This window comes from Janibacter sp. RAF52, from assembly GCF_052114035.1.
GTDB classification, from domain to species: Bacteria; Actinomycetota; Actinomycetes; order Actinomycetales; family Dermatophilaceae; genus Janibacter; species Janibacter hoylei.
The window spans coordinates 12,266-33,340 of the sequence record NZ_JBFRDY010000005.1; the positions used below are offsets into that span (position 1 = coordinate 12,266).

23 protein-coding genes, 3 pseudogenes and 1 riboswitch are annotated in these 21,075 nt (G+C 71.0%); of the genes and pseudogenes, 17 read left to right on the forward strand and 9 right to left on the reverse strand.

Annotated features, from left to right (window positions below; translation table 11 throughout):
* The first annotated feature begins 21 nt into the window (after nt 1-21).
* The 3 genes from AB4Y78_RS08105 to AB4Y78_RS08115 all read left to right on the forward strand — a co-directional run bounded on the left by AB4Y78_RS08105 (nt 22) and on the right by AB4Y78_RS08115 (nt 2,328).
* A complete protein-coding gene (locus AB4Y78_RS08105; RefSeq protein ID WP_441713276.1) occupies nt 22-585 on the forward strand; it encodes a helicase-related protein in 564 nt (187 codons plus the stop codon).
* A gap of 832 nt (nt 586-1,417) precedes the next feature.
* Nucleotides 1,418-1,726 (forward strand): hypothetical protein, encoded by a 309-nt coding sequence (locus AB4Y78_RS08110; RefSeq protein ID WP_441713277.1) that lies wholly within the window; start codon nt 1,418-1,420, stop codon nt 1,724-1,726.
* Nucleotides 1,723-2,328, forward strand: coding sequence for a hypothetical protein (locus AB4Y78_RS08115; RefSeq protein ID WP_441737033.1), 606 nt, complete (start codon nt 1,723-1,725; stop codon nt 2,326-2,328). The genes AB4Y78_RS08110 and AB4Y78_RS08115 overlap by 4 nt, the downstream gene beginning before the upstream one ends.
* Here AB4Y78_RS08115 and AB4Y78_RS08120 read toward each other — a convergent pair.
* Nucleotides 2,325-2,843, reverse strand: a pseudogene (locus tag AB4Y78_RS08120) (IS5 family transposase); the annotation flags it as partial. The gene AB4Y78_RS08115 and the pseudogene AB4Y78_RS08120 overlap by 4 nt on opposite strands.
* An 8-nt stretch (nt 2,844-2,851) precedes the next feature.
* On the opposite strand from AB4Y78_RS08120, the gene AB4Y78_RS08125 reads away from it, so the two are divergent.
* Complete coding sequence (locus tag AB4Y78_RS08125) at nt 2,852-3,385, forward strand: ABC transporter permease (RefSeq protein WP_441713279.1); 534 nt, start codon at nt 2,852-2,854, stop codon at nt 3,383-3,385.
* A 111-nt stretch (nt 3,386-3,496) separates the two neighbouring features.
* A complete protein-coding gene (locus AB4Y78_RS08130) occupies nt 3,497-3,781 on the forward strand; it encodes a hypothetical protein (RefSeq protein ID WP_441713280.1) in 285 nt (94 codons plus the stop codon).
* 128 nt (nt 3,782-3,909) lie between these two features.
* Here AB4Y78_RS08130 and AB4Y78_RS08135 read toward each other — a convergent pair.
* Nucleotides 3,910-5,183 (reverse strand): IS3 family transposase gene (locus tag AB4Y78_RS08135; protein ID WP_441713281.1). Its coding sequence is split into 2 segments (ribosomal slippage): nt 3,910-4,835 and nt 4,835-5,183, totalling 1,275 coding nucleotides; the frame shifts between segments, so codons are not numbered across the junction.
* Between the two features lie 212 nt (nt 5,184-5,395).
* On the opposite strand from AB4Y78_RS08135, the gene AB4Y78_RS08140 reads away from it, so the two are divergent.
* Nucleotides 5,396-5,818, forward strand: a complete 423-nt coding sequence (locus AB4Y78_RS08140) for a recombinase family protein (RefSeq protein ID WP_441713282.1) — start codon at nt 5,396-5,398, stop codon at nt 5,816-5,818.
* Between the two features lie 728 nt (nt 5,819-6,546).
* On the opposite strand, the gene AB4Y78_RS08145 is transcribed toward AB4Y78_RS08140, so the two are convergent.
* The gene (locus tag AB4Y78_RS08145) at nt 6,547-7,014 is read right to left on the reverse strand and encodes a PaaI family thioesterase (RefSeq protein WP_441713283.1); all 468 of its coding nucleotides are present in this window, start codon (nt 7,012-7,014) and stop codon (nt 6,547-6,549) included.
* Between the two features lie 32 nt (nt 7,015-7,046).
* Complete coding sequence (locus AB4Y78_RS08150) at nt 7,047-8,267, reverse strand: MFS transporter (protein ID WP_441713412.1); 1,221 nt, start codon at nt 8,265-8,267, stop codon at nt 7,047-7,049.
* Between AB4Y78_RS08150 and AB4Y78_RS08155 the strand changes: the two genes are divergently transcribed.
* From AB4Y78_RS08155 to hrpB, 6 genes are read left to right on the forward strand one after another with little or no spacing between them, the layout of a single operon-like run.
* Nucleotides 8,224-8,361: a hypothetical protein gene (locus AB4Y78_RS08155; RefSeq protein ID WP_441713284.1), complete on the forward strand. Its 138-nt coding sequence runs from the start codon at nt 8,224-8,226 to the stop codon at nt 8,359-8,361. The genes AB4Y78_RS08150 and AB4Y78_RS08155 overlap by 44 nt on opposite strands.
* A gap of 41 nt (nt 8,362-8,402) precedes the next feature.
* Nucleotides 8,403-8,930 carry a GNAT family N-acetyltransferase gene (locus AB4Y78_RS08160; protein WP_007928774.1) on the forward strand — a complete coding sequence of 176 codons (528 nt, stop codon included), beginning with the start codon at nt 8,403-8,405 and terminating at the stop codon, nt 8,928-8,930.
* A gap of 44 nt (nt 8,931-8,974) precedes the next feature.
* Nucleotides 8,975-9,748, forward strand: a complete 774-nt coding sequence (locus tag AB4Y78_RS08165; RefSeq protein ID WP_441713286.1) for an SDR family NAD(P)-dependent oxidoreductase — start codon at nt 8,975-8,977, stop codon at nt 9,746-9,748.
* Nucleotides 9,745-10,293: a DUF1697 domain-containing protein gene (locus AB4Y78_RS08170; protein WP_441713287.1), complete on the forward strand. Its 549-nt coding sequence runs from the start codon at nt 9,745-9,747 to the stop codon at nt 10,291-10,293. The genes AB4Y78_RS08165 and AB4Y78_RS08170 overlap by 4 nt, the downstream gene beginning before the upstream one ends.
* 46 nt (nt 10,294-10,339) lie before the next feature.
* Nucleotides 10,340-10,885 (forward strand): GNAT family N-acetyltransferase, encoded by a 546-nt coding sequence (locus AB4Y78_RS08175; protein WP_441713288.1) that lies wholly within the window; start codon nt 10,340-10,342, stop codon nt 10,883-10,885.
* Between the two features lie 31 nt (nt 10,886-10,916).
* Nucleotides 10,917-13,460, forward strand: coding sequence for an ATP-dependent helicase HrpB (gene hrpB, locus AB4Y78_RS08180; protein WP_282072719.1), 2,544 nt, complete (start codon nt 10,917-10,919; stop codon nt 13,458-13,460).
* Between the two features lie 9 nt (nt 13,461-13,469).
* On the opposite strand, the gene AB4Y78_RS08185 is transcribed toward hrpB, so the two are convergent.
* The 3 genes from AB4Y78_RS08185 to AB4Y78_RS08195 form a co-directional block, all read right to left on the reverse strand.
* On the reverse strand, nt 13,470-13,646 hold the full coding sequence (locus tag AB4Y78_RS08185) for a VOC family protein (RefSeq protein ID WP_156811789.1): 177 nt from the start codon (nt 13,644-13,646) through the stop codon (nt 13,470-13,472).
* Between the two features lie 84 nt (nt 13,647-13,730).
* Complete coding sequence (locus AB4Y78_RS08190; protein WP_259911156.1) at nt 13,731-14,162, reverse strand: hypothetical protein; 432 nt, start codon at nt 14,160-14,162, stop codon at nt 13,731-13,733.
* Nucleotides 14,159-14,662 (reverse strand): mycothiol transferase, encoded by a 504-nt coding sequence (locus tag AB4Y78_RS08195; RefSeq protein ID WP_040881501.1) that lies wholly within the window; start codon nt 14,660-14,662, stop codon nt 14,159-14,161. Before AB4Y78_RS08195 ends, AB4Y78_RS08190 begins: the two co-directional genes overlap by 4 nt.
* Here AB4Y78_RS08195 and AB4Y78_RS08200 point away from each other — a divergent pair.
* The 5 genes and pseudogenes from AB4Y78_RS08200 to AB4Y78_RS08220 all read left to right on the forward strand — a co-directional run.
* The gene (locus tag AB4Y78_RS08200; RefSeq protein WP_282072720.1) at nt 14,661-15,896 is read left to right on the forward strand and encodes a hypothetical protein; all 1,236 of its coding nucleotides are present in this window, start codon (nt 14,661-14,663) and stop codon (nt 15,894-15,896) included. The genes AB4Y78_RS08195 and AB4Y78_RS08200 overlap by 2 nt on opposite strands.
* 133 nt (nt 15,897-16,029) lie before the next feature.
* A complete protein-coding gene (locus AB4Y78_RS08205; RefSeq protein WP_259908823.1) occupies nt 16,030-17,034 on the forward strand; it encodes a sterol desaturase family protein in 1,005 nt (334 codons plus the stop codon).
* The gene (locus tag AB4Y78_RS08210) at nt 17,021-17,506 is read left to right on the forward strand and encodes a DUF4345 domain-containing protein (RefSeq protein ID WP_265230173.1); all 486 of its coding nucleotides are present in this window, start codon (nt 17,021-17,023) and stop codon (nt 17,504-17,506) included. Before AB4Y78_RS08205 ends, AB4Y78_RS08210 begins: the two co-directional genes overlap by 14 nt.
* 9 nt (nt 17,507-17,515) lie before the next feature.
* Nucleotides 17,516-18,859, forward strand: a pseudogene (locus AB4Y78_RS08215) (NAD(+) synthase); the annotation flags it as partial.
* Between the two features lie 56 nt (nt 18,860-18,915).
* A pseudogene (locus AB4Y78_RS08220) lies at nt 18,916-19,434 on the forward strand (bifunctional [glutamine synthetase] adenylyltransferase/[glutamine synthetase]-adenylyl-L-tyrosine phosphorylase); the annotation flags it as partial.
* Nucleotides 19,435-19,775: 341 nt separating this feature from the next.
* Here the strand turns inward: AB4Y78_RS08220 and AB4Y78_RS08225 are convergent.
* Together AB4Y78_RS08225 and AB4Y78_RS08230 are read right to left on the reverse strand one after the other, a co-directional pair.
* A complete protein-coding gene (locus tag AB4Y78_RS08225) occupies nt 19,776-20,240 on the reverse strand; it encodes a hypothetical protein (protein WP_282072733.1) in 465 nt (154 codons plus the stop codon).
* Nucleotides 20,241-20,249: 9 nt separating this feature from the next.
* Nucleotides 20,250-20,368, reverse strand: a riboswitch (SAM riboswitch).
* Nucleotides 20,369-20,421: 53 nt separating this feature from the next.
* Nucleotides 20,422-20,877: a hypothetical protein gene (locus tag AB4Y78_RS08230; protein ID WP_259908831.1), complete on the reverse strand. Its 456-nt coding sequence runs from the start codon at nt 20,875-20,877 to the stop codon at nt 20,422-20,424.
* Between the last annotated feature and the right edge of the window lie 198 nt (nt 20,878-21,075).

A 21,075-nucleotide genomic window follows, 5' to 3' on the forward strand; every position in this document is an offset into this window, starting at 1 on the left:
GACCCTCAGATCAAGCGTGCGGTGACGATCGTGTTCTGCGACCTGGGCACCCCGACCGGCTCCGCCCCCTTCAACGTCTACGAGAACCTGCGGCACGAGCTCGTCGCGCGCGGCATGGACCCGGCCCGGGTCCGCTTCATCCACGAGGCCAACAACGACCGCAAGAAGGCACTCCTGTTCGAGCAGTGCCGCACCGGGCAGGTCGACGTCATCATCGGGTCGACCTCGAAGATGGGCGTCGGGACGAACATCCAGACGAGGGCGGTCGCCCTGCACCACCTCGACTGCCCCTGGAGGCCAGCCGACATCGAGCAACGCGAAGGGCGGATCCTGCGCCAGGGCAACCTCAACCCCGAGGTCGGGATCTACCGCTACGTCGTCGAGGGCAGCTTCGACGCCTACTCGTGGCAGACCGTGGAGCGCAAGGCGAAGTTCATCGACCAGATCATGACGGCACCCTCGACCAGCGCGAGATCGAGGACCTCGGCGACAACACCCTCAGCTTCAACGAGGTCAAGGCCCTCGCCTCTGGCGACCCGCTCGTCCTCGAACGCGCCGAGCTTGAGCAGGAAGTCGCCACCCTGACCCGCCTTGAGCGTTCCCACTCCCGAGCCCAGGCCGGACTGCGCACCAGGATCCACACCGCCGAGCAGGACCTCGACCGTGCCCAGGAACGCATCCCGCGGATCGAGGCCGCGATCGCCCGCAGCACCGACACCCGCGGCGAGAACTTCCGCGCCCGCACCGCAGACGGGCGCACCCACACCAACCGCGCCGACGCCGCCGCGACCCTGCGCCACACCCTCGGTGCCCACCTCGCCCGCCTGGACAAGCACACCCGGCCCGAGGCCGAGACTGACCAGGTCCTCACCCTCGGCGGGCACACCTTCAACGGACGAGTGCGCCTCGCCCGCCTCGGCGGCCAGGACGTCGCCCAGGTTCGCCTCGGTGACCTCCCAGACATCAGCGTCGACATCGACCTATCCGAGAGCGGTCACGGTGGCATCACCCGCATCGAGAACGCGATCGCCAACCTGCCCCGCGCCCTAGAAGCCGCGCAAGGCGCAACCGAACGCGCACGACGCGACATCGCTGAGGCCCAGGACAGCCTCGGCGCCCCCTTCGCCCGCGCAGACGACCTCAAGCACGCCCGCGACCGGCTCGCGCAGGTCGAAGAACGCATGAGCGCCCCCAAGGGCGAGAAGGCTGCCGACGTCGCGCCCGCAGCGACTGATTCGCCACGAATCGGGGATGATGACGAGGTGCTTCCCCCGGATCAGGCCGTCAGGCGCGCCCAGGAGGCCCGTGCGCGCCTCCAGGCCACCATCGAGGCCCAAGGGTCACGCCGGGCTGAGCCACGCCGTGACGACCCGGCTAGGCAGCCCTCACGTACCCACGGGCCCACGACGGGTCTGGGATGACCGAGACCACCCCCGCAGCCCTGGACAGCATGCTGCGCGAGGTCCTGGGTCACCTCACCACGGCCCGGACCGCCATCAGCGACACCCACCCCCTGACCGAGCACCTCGAGGAGGTCGCTCTCACCCTCCACGAGGTCGTCGACCTCGAGTCGCCAGAGATCACCATCGACACCACGACGAGCCCCGAAGAAGCACTCCGCGGAGCCGAACGCGCCCTCGACGCGATCCCCGCGCAGGACCGCCCCCTGTGGCTGCTCCCGCTGCGAGCCGAGCTGGCGATCCTGCGACGCAGGAGCACCCCATGAGCCTCGACGACACGATCCAGCGCGTCCAGGAGGCCGGGAGGCAGTCCGTGGCCAACCTGCCCGACGCCGAAAGCACCACCGCCAGCGACCTCGCCGGATGGGCCGCAGTCGCCCGAGCCGCCACCCCGCTCCTTCAAGACGCAGGCCACGACCAGGTCACCACCGCCCTGACCGAGACGGCACGAAGCATCCCCGCCAGGCCCGCCGCGCAGGCCGACCCCACCCCGCACCTGGCCGAGCTCGCCGCTGCGATCGAGGACCTCACCACGCAGGTCAACGCCCAACCCGAGCGACGGGAGGACGCCGCCACGGCCGTGGCCGTCACCCTCCAGGCCGCTGCGATGGTCGAGGCAGAGCACACCCGAGACGCCCCCAACCCCCAGGTCCGCCAGGTCGGCCAGCAGCTCGCGAAGGTGGCGGTCGCCGCCCGCTCAGCCCACAGCGATCGACGGGCCCGCGCGATCTCCCCAGGCCCCCGGCCCGAGGCCGCGACAGCCTCACCGACGGCCCGACGGGAGCAGGCCCGCACCCCGCAATCGCGAGATGATTCGCCACGAATCACCCCGGACGCGACCCGCAGCCAGGGCCCGTCCCTCACCTAGGGCATGTCTGACAAATGTGCAGTCCAGGCGATCACCGCGTTGAGCACCACCGCGGCTCGGTAGACGATCGCGAGTTTGTCATAGCGAGTCGCGAGTCCGCGCCACTGCTTGATGTGGCAGTAGCGGCGTTCGACGACGTTGCGGCCGCGGTAGGCGTCGGGGTCGAAGTTTGGCGGCCGGCCGCCGGCTGATCCGCGCCGCAGTCGATGGCCCTTCTGGTCCTCGGGCTCGGGGATATGGGCGGTGATGCCCCTGGCGCGCAGGTGCTTGCGGATCGCCCGCGAGGAGTAGGCCTTGTCGCCGCAGAGCCCATCCGGCCGGGTCCGTGGTCGGCCGAGGCGGCGGCCGACCTTCAGCTGCTGCAGCAGCGGCAGAAGCATCGGTGAGTCGCCGGCCTGGCCGGGACTCAGCAGCACCACCAGTGGCAGCCCTCGGCCGTCGACGAGCTGGTGGATCTTCGTCGAGAGCCCGCCGCGCGAGCGGCCCAGGGCATGATCAGGCGGCTCTGGAACCGGCCGGTCCGGTGATCGAGTTCTCCTACACCAAGGAGATCGAGGACCGGCTGCTGGCGCCCCTGCCGCCGTGGGCGGTCGGGCTGGAGAAGGTCGTCTTCGCCACCGGTCGGGCGATCGTCGCGGCGGCCCTGATCCTGCCGCTGGGCGAGCTGATCCTGCCCGGTGGCATCACCGTCCAGGACCCTCACTGGGTCTTGTTCGTCGTGCTGCTGGTCGTCGGCGGGGTCGCCGGCGGCGCGATCGGCCTCGTGCTCGGCACGGTGGTACCCCCGAACCGGATCAACGTCGTCTTCGCCATCGCATTGACCCCGCTGATCTTCACCGGCGCCACGTTCTGCCCGTGGCAGGCGCTGGAGTCGCTGCGCTGGTTCCAGGTGGTCACCCTGATCAACCCGCTGACCTACGTCTCGGAGGGTATGCGGGCCGCCATGACCGCCGACCCGCACCTGGGGGCGGGGTGGATCGTGCTGGGCGTCGCCGGCTCCACGGCCGGATTCCTCGCGATCGGACTGCGCGGATTCCTGCGTCGCGCCATCGACTGAACCAGCACTCGGACGGCACCGACACGGATGACAGCGCACGCGATCGATGCCAACCCGGCCGGGGGCCGTGCTCCTCGGAGCGACCCACAAGTCATCGGTAGTCTCGGGTTCATGGGATGGACCTTCGATCGATTCACCGGCCGCGTCGACGGCCACGACATCACCGTTGAGGCACGGTCCGGGCCCATTCACGGCCGGTTCGTGCTGAAGATCGACGGCCAGCCACAGGACACCCGCAAGGCGGCAGTGGGGACCCACGTCCTCGAGGGCCTCCTTCCCGACGGTGACCCGGTTCGGGTCCGGATCGTGATGAAGGCCGCCGGACTCTTCGGACAGGAGTACTTCCTGGAAGCCAAAGGCACCGAGACGAAGCTCGGCGAGGGCTGGCTGCTCTGATCCGCCGCGCACACGGGCGAGTTCGCAGAGCCGTGACGGTCGGATATGTTCAGTTCATGACGCCAGCGTCCCGACCGCGTACTCGGCCGTGGTGGGCCCTACCCCCGGATCTTGGACACGGGGTGTGATTACGCGGCAGGTCGCAGCGTAGCGGTGTAGCCGGTCTCGAAGGCGACCGGCGAGGTGTAGCGACACCACGAGTGGCGTCGCTTGGTGTTGTAGCGGACGAGCCATCTGAAGACCTGCCGACGGCAGGTCAGCTCGTCACTCCAGCAGGCGGCGTCTTGGAGGACCTCACGCTTCATCGTGGCGTTGAACGACTCTGCGAGGGCGTTGTCCGCGCTGGATCCGACGGCGCCCATGGACTGGGTCACGCCGAGCTTGCGGCAGAGCTTGGCGTAGGCCTTCGAGCAGTAGACCGACCCGTGGTCGCTGTGGAACACAGCGCCCTTGAGGCTGCCCCGGGTCGCGGCGGCGGCCTTGAGGGCGTCCTCGACGAGTTCGGTGCGCATGTGCTCGGCGATGGCCCACCCGGCCAGCCGACGGGAGTAGCAGTCGATCACGGTCGCCAAGTACAGGTTCGTCCCGTCGGCCAGCGGCAGGTAGGTGATGTCGCCGACATAGCGCTCGTTGGGGCGCTCGGCGGTGACGTCACGCTTGAGCAGGTCGGGGTACTTCTGCCCCGACGGCTCGGGGATCGTGGTGCGGACCCGGCGCTTCTTCATGTAGGCGCGGATGCCCTCAAAGCGCATCACCCTCGCGACACGCTTGTGGTTGACCCGCTCACCGGCAGCCGCGCTGTCACCGAGTTGAGCGTTGAGCTCGGCGGTGATCCGCGGCGCGCCCTGAGTGTTGTCCTCGGCATGGACCGCTCTGATCCGCTCAGCCAGCGCTGCGTCGTCAGCTGCTCTGGCTTCCCGGGCCGGCGCGGCCTTGAGCCAGGCGTAGTAGGACGAGCGCTCGATCTCGACGAGCTCGCACAGTCGCTTCACCTCGAAGGTGGCGGAGTTGTCGGCGACGAACTGGAAGCGACTCACCAGCGCGTCTCCCCGGCGAAATACTTGGCCGCCCGCTGCAGGATCTCCCGCTCGGTCGTGAGCTTGGTGCTCTCCGCTCGCAACGCCGCGTTCTCGGCCTCGAGCCGGGCGATCCTCTGCTCCGGCATCTCGTCCGTCGGTGCCGACGAGCTCGCGGCGGACGTCTTGGCTTGCAGCGGGCTGGAGGTCAACGTCCCGTCAGCGGCGGTCTTCTTGCCGGTCCCGTAGGCCTCGAGCCAGTGCCGCAGGGTGCCGCGGACGATGCCGAGGTCCTCGGCGATGCCGCGGACCGTGGCGCCCGGGGTGGACTCGTACAAGTCGACGGCCTGACGACGGAACTCTTCGGAATAGTTCTTCCTGGCCATGGTTCTTCGATCATCTCGCTTCCACAGCACCAGGTGCTGGATTCAGCGTGTCCAAGAACCGGGGTCAGGCCCCGAGGACGACATCGCAAAGATCCAGCAGGAGCGCGCGGCAGTTCGCGAAGAGGAAGCCGCTCTGCGCGCCGCATTCTGGGCCGTCTGGCGAGTCTCGACGAGGCGGCTCGATTACGAAGCTCGACCGGCTCGCCCGATCGGTGCCCGATGCTCGCGACCTCGTCGGCCAGGTCTACGACAAGGGCGCTGCGCTCCAGCTCGGGCCGTCGCTGCACGACCCGGATGACCCCGTCGGGAAGCTCCTGTTCAACGCGCTGGCGATGGTCGCGGAGTTCGAGTCCGACCTGAACCGGCAGCGCACGATGGAGGGCTGCGATCGCGCGGGCACAGGGCCGCCTCAACGGGAAGCCGCCGAAGCTGAACGAGCGACGCACGAAGAAGTTGCTCCAGGACTACGAGGCCGGCACCGCGACGGTTGGCCAGCTCGCCGAGGACTACAACGTGTCGCGAGCAACCGTGTACCGCACGATCAAGCGCGCGAAGGCGCAGGGGGAGGGTTCTCGATGACCACCATCTACCGGACCATCGAGCGGGCCAGGAAGATGAGGGAGGAATCGCAGTGACCGCGGGAGCCAGTCAGACTTTCGATGCGCCACACCCGTCGCGCGAGGATCGGTCTGGATCGTAACCCCGCTCCCGTTGGCGTCTACGAACGCTCTCCCATCTCCACGGGCGTGTATCACTCCACTGTGGACTGCCCCACGGTTCGAATCTGGATGGCGATGCCTCGCACCACTTTGGGGTGGCTCCGGGAGCTTGATCCGACTAGCGGTGAGGGGCTTGCGGACTGGCGCCAAGAGGCTGATGAGGGTCGCTGGACAATGGGTCCTAGTCGAGCCCGGTTCCTTATGCACGCGGAGTGGAGAGCCTGTCTGCGCTGTGGTTCTGCTTCAACGCCTACAGAGTCCGTCACGTGCCCTCGCTGTTGGCTGACGGCCTGTGATTGCGAGAAATGACCCACGTTGCTTGTGGTGGTGCGGTACCGGGCTGGCACTAGTCCTGCGGCAGTACGAGACCTCGCTCCACCCATTCGTCTCGGTCGAATGGGATGTGACCACCCCCGCCGGCTGCCAGGACGAACCGAGCGCCAACCGCAGTGCGCGGATGCCAGTCCTCCACGATTGCTAACGGCCTCCCGGTGCCGCTCCACCGACGCTCGACCGCTTCAGCGATCACCTCGGCAGCGTTAACCAATGAGGTCCCGCCGTTCACTCCGCCGCGCGCGTCTCTCCCCCGCATCCTCGTGGTCTCATCGCCCTGCTTGACGAACTGCAGGACGACACGCGGCCGGTCAGCCCCGGGCCATCCCGGCGGGCATGAGCACGGCGACGACCTTCCCCTTCACCACGAGGGTCTCGCCGGCGTGCACGGTCTCGGCGACGACGACCTTGCGCTCGGTGACCTCCTCGATGACACCGCGCAGCTCGAGCTCGACCCCCATCGGGGTAGGCGCGAGGTAGTCGACGTGCAGGGAGGCGGTGACATAGCGCAGCGTTGGCTCGGTGCCCATCTCGCGCCCCTGGGCGCGGTGCCCTGCGGCTGCCGCGCTGCCCGTGCCCTGGCAGTCGACGAGCGAGGCGATGAGTCCGCCGTAGACGTAGCCGGGCATCGCCGTGTGCTCGGGCCGCGGGGTGAAGCGCGCGACGGTCTCCTCGCCGTCCCAGTGCGACTTCAGCTGGTGACCGGCGGGGTTCTGAGTGCCGCAGCCGTAGCAGTGCGCGACGTCGCCGGGATAAGTGTCCTGGAAGGCGGTGCTCATGTCGGCACGCTAGCCCCACCCCCGCGCGTCGGTCAGCCGACGGCCGCACGCTCCGACTGCGGCTCGACGACGGGCTCGCGCCGCACGGCGAAGGACAGCACGGACGCGATGACGCAGAGCATCGCGCCGCCCCACCACGCCCACGTGTAGGCGCCGAAGGTGTCGCGGATGACCCCGGCACCGAAGGCCGCGAGCGCCGCCCCGATCTGGTGCGCGGCGAAGACCCAGCCGAAGACGATCGTCCCCTGCTCGCCGAAGATCTCCCGGCACAGCGCGGCGGTCGGCGGCACGGTCGCCACCCAGTCCAGCCCGTAGACGACGCTGAAGAGCAGCATGCCCGGGTGCACCGCGTCGGACAGCAGCAGCGGCAGCGCGAGCAGCCCCACCCCGCGGAAGAAGTAGTAGGCGACGAGCAGCCACCGCGGGTCGAAGACGTCGGTGTGCCAGCCGGACGCGATCGTCCCGACGATGTCGAAGATGCCCACGAGCGCGAGCAGCCCGGCGGCCGTCGTCTGCGACATGCCGTGGTCGTGCGCCGACGGGATGAAGTGGATGCCGATGAGCCCGTTGGTCGTCGCGCCGCAGATCGCGAAGGCGAGCGCGAGCGCCCAAAAAGCCTTGTGCCGCACCGCGAACCGCAGCCCGTCGATCGCCCGGCCCATCGCGCCGCCGGTCACCTTTGCCGGCGGCACCCAGGTCTGCGGGTCGGCGCCGAAGGGGAGGACCCCCCGGTCGTGCGGGTGGTCCCGCATGACGAGCCAGGCGATGGGCGCGACGGCGAGCGCGGCGACCGCGATGACGAGCGAGGCGGGGCGCCAGCCGACGTCCTCCGCCAGTGCCGCGACGGGCGGCAGGAAGATCAGCTGCCCCGTGGCGGAGCCGGCGGTGAGGACGCCCATGACCAGCCCCCTTCGCGCCACGAACCAGCGGTTGGCGACGGTCGCGGCAAGGACGAGGGCCATCGAGCCGGTGCCTGTCCCGATGAGCACGCCCCAGAAGACGTGCAGCTGCCACGACGCCGTCATGAGCGTGCTGCCGCCGGCGCCGAGCGCGACGAGGGTGAGCGCACCGGCGATGATCTGCCGCATGCCGAAGCGGTCCATCAGGGCCGCGGCGAAGGGGGCGACGAGACCGTAGAGCAAGAGGTTGATCCCGACCGAGAGCGACATCGTGCTCATCGACCAGCCGAACTCCTCGTGGAGCGGCACCATGAGCGCACCGGGCGCGGCGCGGAAGCCGGCGGCCCCGAGCAGCGCGAGGAAGGCGACGGCCGCGACCTACCACGCGGGGTGGATGCGGGGAGGCGTCGAGGTGGCCGACCGGGCCGTCGAGGCATCACTTCTCTGAAGAGAGTTTGCAGTCGGAGACTACCCCCACAAGATGGGCCCATGAGCCTCGTCATCCGCCCCCGCGCCGACGCAGACCTACCCGCCCTCGGGCGCGCCCTCGTCGAGCAGCAGCCCGCCTCGCGCTACCCCCACCGCGATCCGCTGCCGATGCCGGCAGAGGACTTCGTCGCCCGGCCCGGCGCGCTCGCCACGTGGACCGCGGAGCTCGACGGCGAGCCCGTCGGCCACGTCGCGGTCCTCCCGGTCCGCCCCGACGGTCACGAGCCCGAGCTGGCGCGGCTGTGGAGCGCCGGTCACGGCCTGCCGACGGAGCGCCTCGGCGAGATCGGGGTGTACTTCACCTCCACCGCTGCCCGTGGCCGAGGCGTCGGCTCGGCCCTCATGCGCACCGCCCTCGACGACCTCGCCGAGCGTGGCCTCGCGCCCTGCCTCGACGTCGTCCCCTTCGGCGTCGCGGCCGACTACTACCTGCGGACGGGGTGGGTCGAGGTCGGACGCACCCGGCCGTCGTGGCTCGGGGACGATGCCCCCGACGTCGTCGCGATGATCCTCCCGGCAGGCTCCTGACCGCCCCGGGCCGCCGTGCCACCACGAGGGAGCAGACTGGCCGCATGACTGCACCCCGCGCCGTCCTCGTCACCGGAGCCTCTCGCGGCATCGGTCGCGCCATCGCGAGCGCCTTTGCCCACCAAGGTGATCGGGTCGCGGTGCACGTCCGCTCCGCGGTGGACGAAGGGGAGGCCACGCGCGACTCCCTCCCCGGCGAGGGGCACGCCCTCGTCGTCGGCGACCTGGGCGACGCGGACCAGGCCGCGGGCCTGCCGGCGGCAGCCGAGGAGGCCCTCGGCGCACCGGTCACGGTGCTCGTCAACAACGCGGGCATCGCGACGACACCGGCGCTCACCCACCCACCCGCGACGACGGATCCCCTTGCGTGGCAACGCAGCTGGGAGGACTACCTGCGGATCAACACCCTCGGGACGGCGATGGTCACGCACGCGATGACCCGTCGGCTCGTCGAGCTCGGGCTCCCGGGGCAGGTCATCACCATCGGCACCCGCGGGGTCCACCGCGGCGAGCCGGAGTACCCGGCCTACGCGGCCTCCAAGGCGGCACTGCACTCGATGGATGCCTCGCTCGCCGTCGCACTCGCCCCGCACGGCATCGCGGTCGCGACCGTGGCGCCCGGCTTCGTCGACACCGAGAGGGTCGCGGATCGGCTGGACGCCCCTGCGGGAGAAGCAATCCGGGCGGACTCCCCCTTCGGCCGGGTCGGTCGGCCCGAGGAGGTGGCGTCGGCCGTGCTCTGGCTCGCCTCCCCCGACGCGCAGTGGGCGTCCGGGGCGACGCTCGACCTCAACGGCGCCTCGCACCTGCGGCCATGACGCGCTACGTCGCCCTGCTGCGCGGGATCGCGCCCGCGCTGCCCCACAACTCGAATGCCGAGCTGCGAGCGGTCCACGAAGGGCTCGGCCTGCAGCGGGTCGGGTCGGTGCTCGCCAGCGGCAACATCGTCTTCGAGACCGACGAGACCGATGGGCCGCAGCTGGAGCGGAGGATCCAGGAGGCGCTCGTCGGCGAGCTCGGCATCGGGGGCGGCACGATCATCCGCTCCCTGGAGGAGCTGCGCGGGCTGCTCGAGCGCGATCCCTTCGACGGGCTGGAGCACGGACGCGGTACCTACCTCGTCGCGACCTTCCTCAAGGACGGCGCGCCGGCACCCACCGAGATCCCCGACGATCCTGATCCCAGGGTGCAGGTCGTCGGCTTCGACGCGGAGGCACGGGCCTTCCTCGCCGTCATCGACAACGGCGACCCGGGCAAGACGCCCGACGTCATGCGCTGGCTCGACCGGACCTACGGCAAGGACATCACCACCCGGACATGGCTCACCGTGGAGCGGATCGTGCGCAAGCTCGAGTCGCTCTGAGAGCGGGCGCCGGGCGCGAGACACCGCCGGGTGCAAGGATCGAGGCGTGCCCGAGACGCTCACGACCGACCGGCTGACGTTGCGGACCTTCGTCGACGAGGACGCGGACGCGCTCTTCGACCTGCACTCGCGCCCCGAGGTGCAGCGGTGGATCGGCGACGGCCAGCCGATGACGGACGTCGGCGAAGCCCGCGCGTCGGTCCCCCGCCGACGCGACGTGCCCTACCCGCCGCCCCAGGGCATCTGGGCGATCGACCTCGAGGAGCGCTTCGTCGGCACGCTGCTGCTCAAGCCGATCCCGATCAGCGGCTCGGCCCTCGCGGCGGACCCGCGCAACCCGGAGCTGGCCCTCGACAGTCCCGAGGTCGAGATCGGCTGGCACCTGCACCCCGACGTGTGGGGCCGCGGCATCGCGACCGAAGCCGCCACCCGCGTGCTCGGCCACGCCTCCGACCTCCCCCGCATCGTCGCCGTCACCCACCCGGACAACGAGGCCTCCCAGCGGGTCGCCCGTCGCCTGGGCATGCGCGACGAGGGGCTCACGGACCGCTACTACGACACGACGACGCGACTCTTCGTCCTCGAGCGCTGACCCCGGCGCTGCTCGTGCGAGGCTCGACGCCATGACCGACCTCGACCTGCGCGCGATCGGGGAGGGACTCCCCTTCGCCGAGACGCTCGACGACCTGCGGGCGGCGGTCACGACCCGGGGCGTCGCGGTCGTCCAGGCCCCGCCGGGGTCCGGCAAGACGACACTGGCGCCACCGCTCGTCGCCGACTGCGTCGAAGGAAGGGTCGTCGTCACCGGCCCCCGGCGGGTCACGGTGCGTGCGGCGGCGCGACGGCTGGCCCACCTGACCGGCACGCAGGTCGGTGACCTCGTCGGCCACACCGTCCGCGGCGAGCGCCGCGTCGGGCCGCGCACGCGGGTGGAGTTCGTGACCCCGGGGGTGCTCGTCCGTCGGCTGCTCGCCGACCCCGAGCTCACCGGCACGGCCGCCGTCGTCCTCGACGAGGTCCACGAGCGAGCCCTCGACACCGACCTGCTGCTCGGGATGCTCGCCGAGGTGCGCCAGCTGCGGGAGCTGCCGCTCGTCGCGATGTCGGCCACCCTCGACGCCCCGGGCATCGCCGCACTGCTCGGCGACGACGACGGTCCGGCCCCACTCGTCGACAGCGAGGGCGCGCTGCACCCGCTCGAGGTCCTCTGGGAGCCGAGCACGGGCCCGCGGACCGACGCGCGGGGTGTCACCCGGGACTTCCTCGAGCACGTCGCGAGGGTGACCGCACGGCACCACGAGCCCGACCACCACACCCTCGTCTTCGTCCCCGGAGCCCGGGAGGTCGACCAAGTCGTCGAGCTGCTCGGCCGTCTCGTCCCCGGCGCCGAGGTCCTCCCGCTCCACGGCCGCCTTGCCCCGCGCGAGCAGGACCGCGCGATCGGCGGTGAGCCCACCACGAGCGGTGGCCGCATCGTCGTCTCCACCGATCTCGCCGAGTCCTCGCTCACCGTTCCCGGAGTGCGGCTGGTCGTCGACGCGGCCCTCTCCCGCGAGCCCCGCCGTGACGCCGCCCGTGACATGTCCGGGCTGGTCACCGTGCAGGCATCCCGGGCCTCGATGACCCAGCGCGCCGGCCGGGCCGCGCGCCTGGGCCCCGGCCGTGCCGTGCGGCTCGTCGAGGAGTCCGTCTGGTCCCGCGCTCCCGAGCACGTCACCCCGCAGATCACGACGGCCGACCTCACCGAGACGGCCCTGACCCTGGCGGCCTGGGGCTCGCCCCGCGGCGAGGGCATGGCGCTCCTGACACCACCCCCGACGGCCGGCATCGACGCGGCCGAGACCACCCTGCGCGGGCTCGGCCTCGTCGACGACGGCGGACGGATTACCGACGACGGGTTCGCCGCGACGCGCATCCCCGCCGACCCTCGGCTCGCCCGCGCCCTGCTCGACGGCGCCACCCTCGTGGGCACCACCGCGGCCGCCGAGGTGGTCGCGACCCTCGCCGACGACCTGCGCAGCGACGACGGCGACCTCGACCGGCTGCTCGCCGACCTGCGCTCCGGGCGCTCCCGCGACGCCAGCCGGTGGCGCCGCGAGGCCGACCGCCTCGCGCGGCTGGTCCCAGCCGGCGAGCACCGACGCCCCGGCAACGATGCCCGTGCCGGCGACCGGCACGTCTCCGGCGCCGGACTGGTCACCGCCCTCGCCCACCCCGGCCGGATCGCCCGACGCGTCGGCGACGGCCCCGCCTATCTCCTCGCCTCGGGCACCCGCGCGGCCCTGCCCGCCGGGAGCCCGATGCGTCACGACGAGTGGCTTGTCGTCGCCGACGTCGCCCGCGCCGACGGCCGCGTCGCGGCCGGCACCGGCGCGGTCATCCGGCTCGCCGCAGCCCTCACCCGCGACGAGGCGGAGACCGCTGGCGCCGGGCTGCGGGTTCGCGAGGTCCGCGCCGACCTGGGCGAAGGAAGGGTCACCGCCCGCGAGGTCGACGCCCTCGGCGCCATCGAGCTCAGCTCGACGCCGGTCCGGCCCGACCCGGTAACTGGGGCCGAGGCGGTACGACGCGCGCTCACCCTCCGCGGCCTCGACCTGCTCGTCTGGTCGGCACCCGCCGACGCCCTCCGCCGGCGCCTCGCCGCACTCCACCATCACCTCGGCGACCCCTGGCCCGACGTCTCGGACGACGCCCTGGCGGCGCGACTCGAGCAGTGGCTCGGTCCGGAGCTGCAGCGCGTGGCGACGGGCACCCCCTTCGCCCGCATCGACCTGACCGATCCCCTGCGCCGGCTGCTCCCCTGGCCCGACGCGACCCGGCTCGACGACCTCGCCCCCGAGCGGCTGCCCGTGCCGAGCGGCTCGACGGCCGCGGTCACCTGGCCACCGCACGACGAGCCCTCTGCCGCACCGGTGCTCGCGGTCAAGCTGCAGGAGTGCTTCGGCCTCGCCGAGACACCTCGGCTCGTCGACGGTCGCGTGCCGGTGCTCTTCCACCTGCTTTCCCCGGCCCGACGGCCCCTCGCTGTGACCGACGACCTCGCCTCCTTCTGGTCCGGGCCCTACGCCCAGGTGCGGGCTGAGATGCGCGGCCGCTACCCCAAGCACCCCTGGCCCGAGGACCCCTGGACCGCGCCGGCGACGGCCCGCACGAAGCGCCGGACCTGAGCCCCGGCGTCAGCGACGGTCGGTGAGCCGCAGGTGGTACCCGTCAGGGTCGTGCACCCGGAAGTCGGTCAGCACCCACGGGCGGTCGGTGAGGTCCTCGGCGAACTCGACGCCTGCGGCCACGAGCCGGTCACGCTCGGCCTGCACGGCGTCGACGACGAGCACGATCTCGGTCCCGCTCCGCACGTGGCGGTGCTCCGCCGCGCGGGCCGGCGAACGGCACGACATGCACCAAGACGACCTGTTGTGCTCGCCGCCGGTCCAATCGGCTCACGCCAGCAGGGTCCGGATCGCCTGCCGATAGCCGGGCGCCACGACCCGGGCGGCGAGCGCTTCGACCCACCGCAGTCGCGCTGGCAGCCACGGCAGCTGCACCGTCTGGCGCCAGACGACGCGCGAGCCGTGACGAAGGGGGGCCACCGTTACCTCGATCCGCCCGCCGACGACCCGGCCGACCTTGACCACGGTCGCGGACTCCGGCGGGGCCCACGTCTCGACCCGCATGACGTCGTCGAAGCCGAGCGGCCCCAGCGCGGTCCTGCCGGTGAAGCCGGCCCCCGCCCCGATCCGGGTCGCCGGCGGGTTGGGCGTCACCGTCGTCAGCGGGATGACCGCCGTGTGCCGATCAAGGTCCCACAGCCGCGCCCACGTCTCGGCGGGCGCGTGCTCGGTCTCGGCGGACACGACGAAGCTCGACCTCATGCGGTGATCAGCCCCCGGAGGTACGCCGCCTGCCCGACGTGCTGGGTGTCGTCGTTGACGACGCTCACCAGCCGCGCCCCGAGCGTGACCGGCGGATCCCATGAGGTGTCGACGACGCGGTCGAGGTCGTCCTCGTCCAGCCCGGCGACCCACGTCACCGTCTGGTCGTGGACGGCCTCGACGTAGCGGGCGAGCAGCTCGGCACTGGCGACGACCTTGCCCACCTGCGCACTCGTGTGCCCGTAGCCGGTGTCGTCCTCGTCCAGGTCGAGGTCGAAGAACTCGATGAAACCTCGGGCAGCCCAGACCTGCTGAAGACCGGCGACGTCGGCCACGTGGTCGTCCTGGACGCGATAGGCGTGCCAGACCAGCCACGCGATCGGGTTGGCGTCGGGCGCGACGCGGTGCGTCAGCTGTTCCTCAGTGAGACCGTCGATGGCGGCCAGCGCGCTCTCGCGCACCCGGCCGAAGCAGTCGATGAGCAGTTGTGCAGGAGTCATGCCCCCGACGCTACGCCCCGGTCGCGGCGCTCAGCAGCCGTCGGGCCCGCAGACGTCGCCGGACTGCACGACCTGCACGGCCGGGGTCCGCTCGGCGAGCGCCTTGTCGACCTTCCCGGCCAACAGCCTGGGCCTGCCCGGCACCGTTCTCTCGGTGGGGTCGGAGCAGAAGTTCGAGCTGCGGGCCACCGGCCTGGAACCCAAGTTCCTGGTCGCGATCCGGTCCGGCTCGGCCACCGGGGTGGAGCTCAACGGCTTCATGGACACCGGCGACCGGGGGGAGATCCACCTGGACGGCGGCTCGGCCCCCGAGCACTACGAGAACGGCCACCGCGGCTCCTTCCACGTGGTCGACCAGTTCGAGAACACCTCGCTGGCCTCGGTGGAGTACACCGTCCAGCGGCTCCCGAAGGCCGAGGTCACCGCTCCGGTGGTGGCCGGGGCTGAGGCCACCGTGCTGCTCAGCGGCAACGTGGGCACGGCTCCCACCTTCGACCGGGTCCAGATCGGCGCCCGGGTGTTGGGGGAGCCCACGGTGAAGCGCACCGCCGCCGGTCAGCAGGTCACCTTCACGGTGCCGGGCGACGTGGCACCGGGTCGGGCCACCGTGGCCCTGGTCCAGTCGACACCGTGGCAGCGCGTGGTCGACGTGCCCGTCACCGTGGCGTCCGCGCCGGTGGTGGCGCCGCGATTGAGCGCGACTGCGGTGAAGGTCGAGTTCGGTCGAGCCACCTCGGTCCCGGTCCGGGTGGCCGGAGCCGACGCCGGCACCGTGCGGGCCCAGGTGGCCGGGAAGGTGTACAGCGCACCGGTGACAGCGGGTCGGGCGAGCGTGAAGGTCCCGGCCAGGAGCCTGCCGGTGGGCACCCACCGCGTCTCCCTGGTGCTGGCAGCTCCCGGCGCCGGTGAGGTGCACGCCGCCACCTCGGTCCAGGTGCGGAAGGCGGGGTCCCGGGTCCGGGTGAGCGCTCCACGCACCGCCCGCCCGGGCAAGAAGGTCACGCTGCGGATCAAGGTGACGCCGAGTGTGGCCGGGGTGCCGGTCGCCGGCACGGTCCGGGTGAATGCCTGGGGCCGGATCCAGCAGGTGCGGGTGAAGGGCGGCGCCGGAACGGTCGTTGTGAAGGTTCCCGCCAAGGCCACGGGCAAGGCCACCCTCACCGTCCGCTGGCTCGGCTCGGCCAGCGTGACGTCCAGCTCTGTCAAGCAGGTGGTGCAGGTCAAGCGGCGCTGAGCGCCGCACCGACGTACCGACGTACGAGTGGGGCATCCGCAGGACGGGTGCCCCACTCGTCGTGGGTGAAGAAATGTGAGCAAGCCCACGAATCCGCTTGCATGTGACCATGTGGTCACATAGAGTTCTTCCCATGCTCGCTGATTTCTGGAACTCCCTGCCTGACGGGGTGAAGCAACCGACAGTCCTGGCCATTCCGTTCTTCCTCGCCCTGATCACTCTCGAGGCGCTCGCCTCGTGGTTGTTGGAGGAGAAGGAGCCCGAGTCCGAGGCCAGCAAGAAGCTGCCTTCGGGGGAGTCGCAGCACGCGATCGGCTCCTACTTCCGCAAGGACGCCGTCACCTCGATGTCGATGGGACTCGTGTCCCTCCTCTTCTCGGGTCTGTTGAAGCTGGTCTTCTTCGGCGCCTACATCGCTCTCTACGCCATCTCGCCCTGGCAGATCCCGGCGAACAGTTGGTGGGGCTGGGTGGTGGCCATCGTGGTCGTCGACTTCGTCTACTACTGGGCCCACCGGATCAGCCACCGGGTGCGTCTGGTGTGGGCCACCCACCAGGTGCACCACTCGAGTGAGTACTTCAACTTCTCCACTGCGCTGCGCCAGAAGTGGAACGGTTCGCTGCACTACCTGCTGTGGCTGGGGCTGGCGTTCCTCGGATTCCACCCGGCAATGATCTTCACCGCCTACGGCGTCAACCTGGTCTTCCAGTTCGTGGTGCACACCGAGCGAGTCCACAAGATGTGGCGGCCGGTCGAGTTCATCATGAACACCCCGAGCCACCACCGGGTCCACCACGGGAGCGATGCGCTCTACCTGGACCGCAACTACGCGGGCATCTTCATCATCTGGGACCGCATGTTCGGCTCCTTCCAGGAGGAGATCAACCGGCCGCTGTACGGGCTCACCAAGCCGGTGAACACCTACAACATGGTGAAGCTGCAGACCCACGAGTACGTCGCCATCGCCCGCGACGTGAAGCAGGCGGGCACACTGCGCGAGAAGCTCGGCTATGTCTTCGGTCCGCCCGGCTGGACCCCCGAGGAGGGAGCGCCGGTGCACGTCGGCACCATCAAGGTCACCCCCGAGATGCGCAAGCAGGCGTCGTGGAAGAAGGAGGACGTGGATGTCGTCGCCTGAAATCCCGGTCGGCGGAGGATCGGTCCGCGACCTGGGCCCGCTGGGTCGGCTCACCGTGACGGTGGTGCTGGTGATCTCGGCGCTGCTCTTCGGCTACATCGCGGTGAATGCGATCTTCAACCCGAATGCCGCCCACAACGCGGGCTGGCTGGCGCTGAACGCGCACTCGCAGAACGAGTTCATCGCCAACTACGGCGGCATGCACGTGGCCTTCTCCGCGATCAGCATTGCCGGGCTCTTCCGCGACTCGCTCAAGCCGGTGGCACTGTGGATGCTGGGCCTGGTCTGCGGCGGGCTGTTGGCGGGCCGACTGTGGAGCCTGGTCGTGGACGGCAACCCCGGAGGGTTCGCGATCGCGCTGATCATCCTTGAGGCGGTGGCGGCGGGCTTCGCCTTCGGGTTGCTCTGGGCCATGAAGCGGGCCAGCAGCAGCCGCGCGTCCGGTGCCCGCAGCGAGGTCGGCGCCCACTAGGCTCGGTGCGTGGCCGAGAACACTGCTTTCGACTCGCTCTACGCCCATGGCTTCGCCCGGGTTGCTGCCGTCACCCTTCCGGTGGCGATCGCCGACCCGGTGACCAACGCCAGCAGGATCGTCGCCGCTGCCCGGCAGGCCCACGCCCGCGGGGTGGCGGTCGCGGTCTTCCCGGAGCTCGCGCTGACCGGCTACGCGATCGACGACCTGCTGTTGCAGGACGCGTTGTTGGAGACGGTGCATGCCCAGATCCGACGGATCGCGGCCGACTCCGAAGGGCTCACCCCCGTCCTGGTCTTCGGTGCCCCGATCCGACACCGGAACCGACTCTTCAACTGCGCGGTGGTGGTCAAGGACGGTGAGGTGCTGGGCGTCGCGCCCAAGACCTACCTGCCGAACTACCGGGAGTTCTACGAGAAGCGTCACTTCGCTTCGGGGGTCGGCCTGGAGGGGGAGTACCTGACCCTGCCCGGGCTGCGCCGCGCCCAGCAGGACCAGGCGAGCGCCGGGCCCGACGGATTCGAGGACGACTTCGAGGATGAGTTGGCCGACGAGATCGAGGTGCCGTTCGGTCCCGACCTGATCTTCCGCGCCACCGACCTGCCCGACCTGGCCCTGCACGTGGAGATCTGCGAGGACATGTGGGTGCCGGTGCCGCCCTCGGCGCGGGCCTCGCTGGCCGGAGCCACGCTGCTGGTGAACCTGTCCGGATCGCCGATCACCATCGGCCGGGCCGAGGACCGGCGTCAGCTGGTCGCCTCGGCCAGCGCCCGCTGCCTGGCCGGCTACGTCTACGCGGCCGCCGGGCAGGGGGAGTCGACCACCGACCTGGCCTGGGACGGCCAGACGATGATCTACGAACTGGGCACCCTGCTTGCCGAGGGAGAACGGTTCGCCGCTCCGCACGGTGAACGCCCCACCCTGACGGTGGCCGACGTGGACCTGGGCCGGATCACCCAGGAGCGGTTGCGTCAGGGCAGCTTCGACGACAACGCCCGTGCCCTGGAGATCGGGGACGGTGAGTTCACCGAGATCTCCTTCGAACTCGAGCCGCCCACCGATGACCTGGGGTTGCTCCGCAAGGTGGACCGGTTCCCGTTCGTGCCCGATGACCCGGCCCGGCTGGCCCAGGACTGCTACGAGGCCTACCACATCCAGGTCGCTGGCCTGGAGCAGCGGTTGCGGGCCATCGGCACCCCCAAGGCGGTGATCGGGGTCAGCGGCGGGCTCGACTCCACGCACGCCCTGATCGTGGCCTGCAAGGCGATGGATCGGCTCGGTCGGCCGCGTTCGGACGTGTTGGCCTTCACCATGCCGGGCTTCGCCACCGGGGAGACGTCGAAGGGCTACGCCACCCGACTCTCGCAGTTGCTGGGCGTGACCTTCGCCGAGCTCGACATCCGGCGGTCTGCTCCGAGCAGACCGCCGAGGGCACCATCTGGCCGGTCGATGCGAACCTGCGTCCGGAGGGTCGATCGGGGCCGCTCACCCGGACCCTGGCCAGCCACCGCGGCTACTACGAGCGCTGGGCCAAGACCTGGGAGTTCCAGGCCCTGCTGAAGGCCCGGCCGGTCGCCGGCGACCTGGCCCTGGGCATCGAGTGGACCGACATGGCCGCCGAGTTCGTCTGGACCGCGGCCGAGCGGGACGGCTTCGTGGCCGATGTGCAGGCGATGCGACGCCGCGTCCTGGAACACATCCCGGCCAAGGAGGCGCGCCGTCAGCTGAAGCTCGGCTCGGGCGGGCTGCGCGACGTGGAGTTCGCGGTGCAACTGATGCAGTTGGTGCACGGTCGCGCCGACCGGTCGCTGCGGGTCTCCTCGACCCTGGGTGCCTTGGCGGCGCTGACTGCCGGCGGCTACGTGGGCCGGGAGGACGGGGAGGCGTTGCGCCAGGCCTACGCCTTCCTGCGGACCCTGGAACACCGAGCTGTCCCAGTAAACGGCGATCACCTCGCCCCAGGTCTCCTGCGGGCGGATCCCGCCACCGGACACGAACACGAGCTCACCTTCCACCGTGGTCGCGCCGAAGAGTTGCGTGCCGTTTACGAAGACGCGGTGCGCTGTAGCCCACCAGTTGCAGGCATCCTCCAGGTCCGGGTCGTCCCACGCGGAGGGGTCGAGTGGCTCGCCCTCGAAGCGCAAGGCGTCGAGATCGACCACGCCCTCGATGGTGACCGTGCAGGTGGCCTCAAGGATGACGCCGGCCAGGTCGTCGGCATCGGTGGTCGTCTCCAAGCCGGCCACGGTCGTCTGGGTGATCCGGATGCTCATCGTGACTCCTCACAGGTGTGCGCCAGCCGTGCCTGCTCCGCTTCGGCGTACGGCGCGTCCTCGCCCAGCCAGCCGCAGGCTTGGCAGTACGCGCGGCAGGGGAGACCTTCGCGCCACCAGTCGTTGGAGCAACTGACCAGCATGGTTCGTACCGGCTCCCAGAGTTGGTCGTCGAGGTGGCCCGTTGCCCGGTCGAGGGGTACGTCGGCGGGGACGATCAGGCCGCAGGAGCAGACCGCCTCAGGCATGCCCAGCCGGGTGTTCTGGTGGATGCCGCGAGCCCGTTTGAGGATGGTGTCCCGCATCTCTTCCATGAACATCCCCTCGATGCCGCTTAGCGTGCGGCCGGCGGCCTTCGCGGCCTCAAGCGACCGACGCAGGCCAACGAACTCGAGGTCCGCGGCGATCGTCTGAATGTCGTAGCGGTGTCCGCGGTACTCGAAGGGCTCGTACTTGTGCATGGGTGGTTCCTTCCCGTCGTGGCGGCGGCAGGGTGCGCGCGGCCCGGGTCTTCTCCGAAGGGCACCGTGTCGGGTGACGCGGTTGCCGCCAGCCCACGTCCGGAGGCGTGCGGGCTGGGCTCTTGACCTGGTTGAACGGTAGGGCGTGCCACCGACACAACCCTCCCGGCGTCGTCTCGGGCTATCGCGCCGGTCGGCGTCGCGGCGGACGGTTGCTGAGCTTCTGCGGAGGCGGCGGCAACTCGCGGCCCAGCCGCCGGCGAGCATCCTCGGCGGCGACGATCACCGCCTCCTGGGCGAACGCGGAGCGGGCGAGCATCCGGCCGAGCTCCTGCCGGTCGGCCACGAGTGCGTCTTCGACCGCTTCGATTGTCGAGGCCGGCAGGTCGTGCTTCTTGTTGAAGCTCTTGCGGGTCACGCTGACCAGGGCGGGGTGCTTCTCGCCCGCGGCCGCGAGCTCGGCCCGCTGCTGTGGTGAGCGCCGGGCGTGCAGCTCGAGCGCCTGGGCGAGCCAGCCGACGAACGAGCCGGGCGAGTCGGCGTCTGCGTCCAGGTCGGCGATGTAGGCCGACCGGGCGAGGTCCCACACGCCGGGCTTCCAGTAGATCCCGACCGGGGTAGTGGTCTGGCTCGTCACCTTGTCACTCCCCTGGTCTCATCCGCCGGCGCCGAGCTGCAGCGACTAACACCAACGCCGCTGCATTCCCGGTCGGGGCCCTGCGCAGCCGTTCCCACCCTCGTTCGATTCCTTCCGTTCCAGCCAGCTACGAGGTGCGGCTGCGCCGCGCCGCCGCAGCGAAGTCCACGCCCGCCGAGGCCGGGGTAATCCCCACCC

Bases quoted from the DNA above. Each gene is read 5' to 3' on its own strand.
- AB4Y78_RS08110 (WP_441713277.1), top strand. From the start codon at position 1,418: ATGACCGAGACCACCCCCGCAGCCCTGGACAGCATGCTGCGCGAGGTC.
- AB4Y78_RS08115 (WP_441737033.1), top strand. From the start codon at position 1,723: ATGAGCCTCGACGACACGATCCAGCGCGTCCAGGAGGCCGGGAGGCAG.
- AB4Y78_RS08130 (WP_441713280.1), top strand. From the start codon at position 3,497: ATGGGATGGACCTTCGATCGATTCACCGGCCGCGTCGACGGCCACGAC.
- AB4Y78_RS08145 (WP_441713283.1), bottom strand. From the start codon at position 7,014: ATGAGCACCGCCTTCCAGGACACTTATCCCGGCGACGTCGCGCACTGC.
- AB4Y78_RS08155 (WP_441713284.1), top strand. From the start codon at position 8,224: ATGAGCGCACCGGGCGCGGCGCGGAAGCCGGCGGCCCCGAGCAGCGCG.
- AB4Y78_RS08160 (WP_007928774.1), top strand. From the start codon at position 8,403: ATGAGCCTCGTCATCCGCCCCCGCGCCGACGCAGACCTACCCGCCCTC.
- AB4Y78_RS08165 (WP_441713286.1), top strand. From the start codon at position 8,975: ATGACTGCACCCCGCGCCGTCCTCGTCACCGGAGCCTCTCGCGGCATC.
- AB4Y78_RS08170 (WP_441713287.1), top strand. From the start codon at position 9,745: ATGACGCGCTACGTCGCCCTGCTGCGCGGGATCGCGCCCGCGCTGCCC.
- hrpB (WP_282072719.1), top strand. From the start codon at position 10,917: ATGACCGACCTCGACCTGCGCGCGATCGGGGAGGGACTCCCCTTCGCC.
- AB4Y78_RS08190 (WP_259911156.1), bottom strand. From the start codon at position 14,162: ATGAGGTCGAGCTTCGTCGTGTCCGCCGAGACCGAGCACGCGCCCGCC.
- AB4Y78_RS08200 (WP_282072720.1), top strand. From the start codon at position 14,661: ATGCCCCCGACGCTACGCCCCGGTCGCGGCGCTCAGCAGCCGTCGGGC.
- AB4Y78_RS08195 (WP_040881501.1), bottom strand. From the start codon at position 14,662: ATGACTCCTGCACAACTGCTCATCGACTGCTTCGGCCGGGTGCGCGAG.
- AB4Y78_RS08205 (WP_259908823.1), top strand. From the start codon at position 16,030: ATGCTCGCTGATTTCTGGAACTCCCTGCCTGACGGGGTGAAGCAACCG.
- AB4Y78_RS08210 (WP_265230173.1), top strand. From the start codon at position 17,021: ATGTCGTCGCCTGAAATCCCGGTCGGCGGAGGATCGGTCCGCGACCTG.
- AB4Y78_RS08225 (WP_282072733.1), bottom strand. From the start codon at position 20,240: ATGCACAAGTACGAGCCCTTCGAGTACCGCGGACACCGCTACGACATT.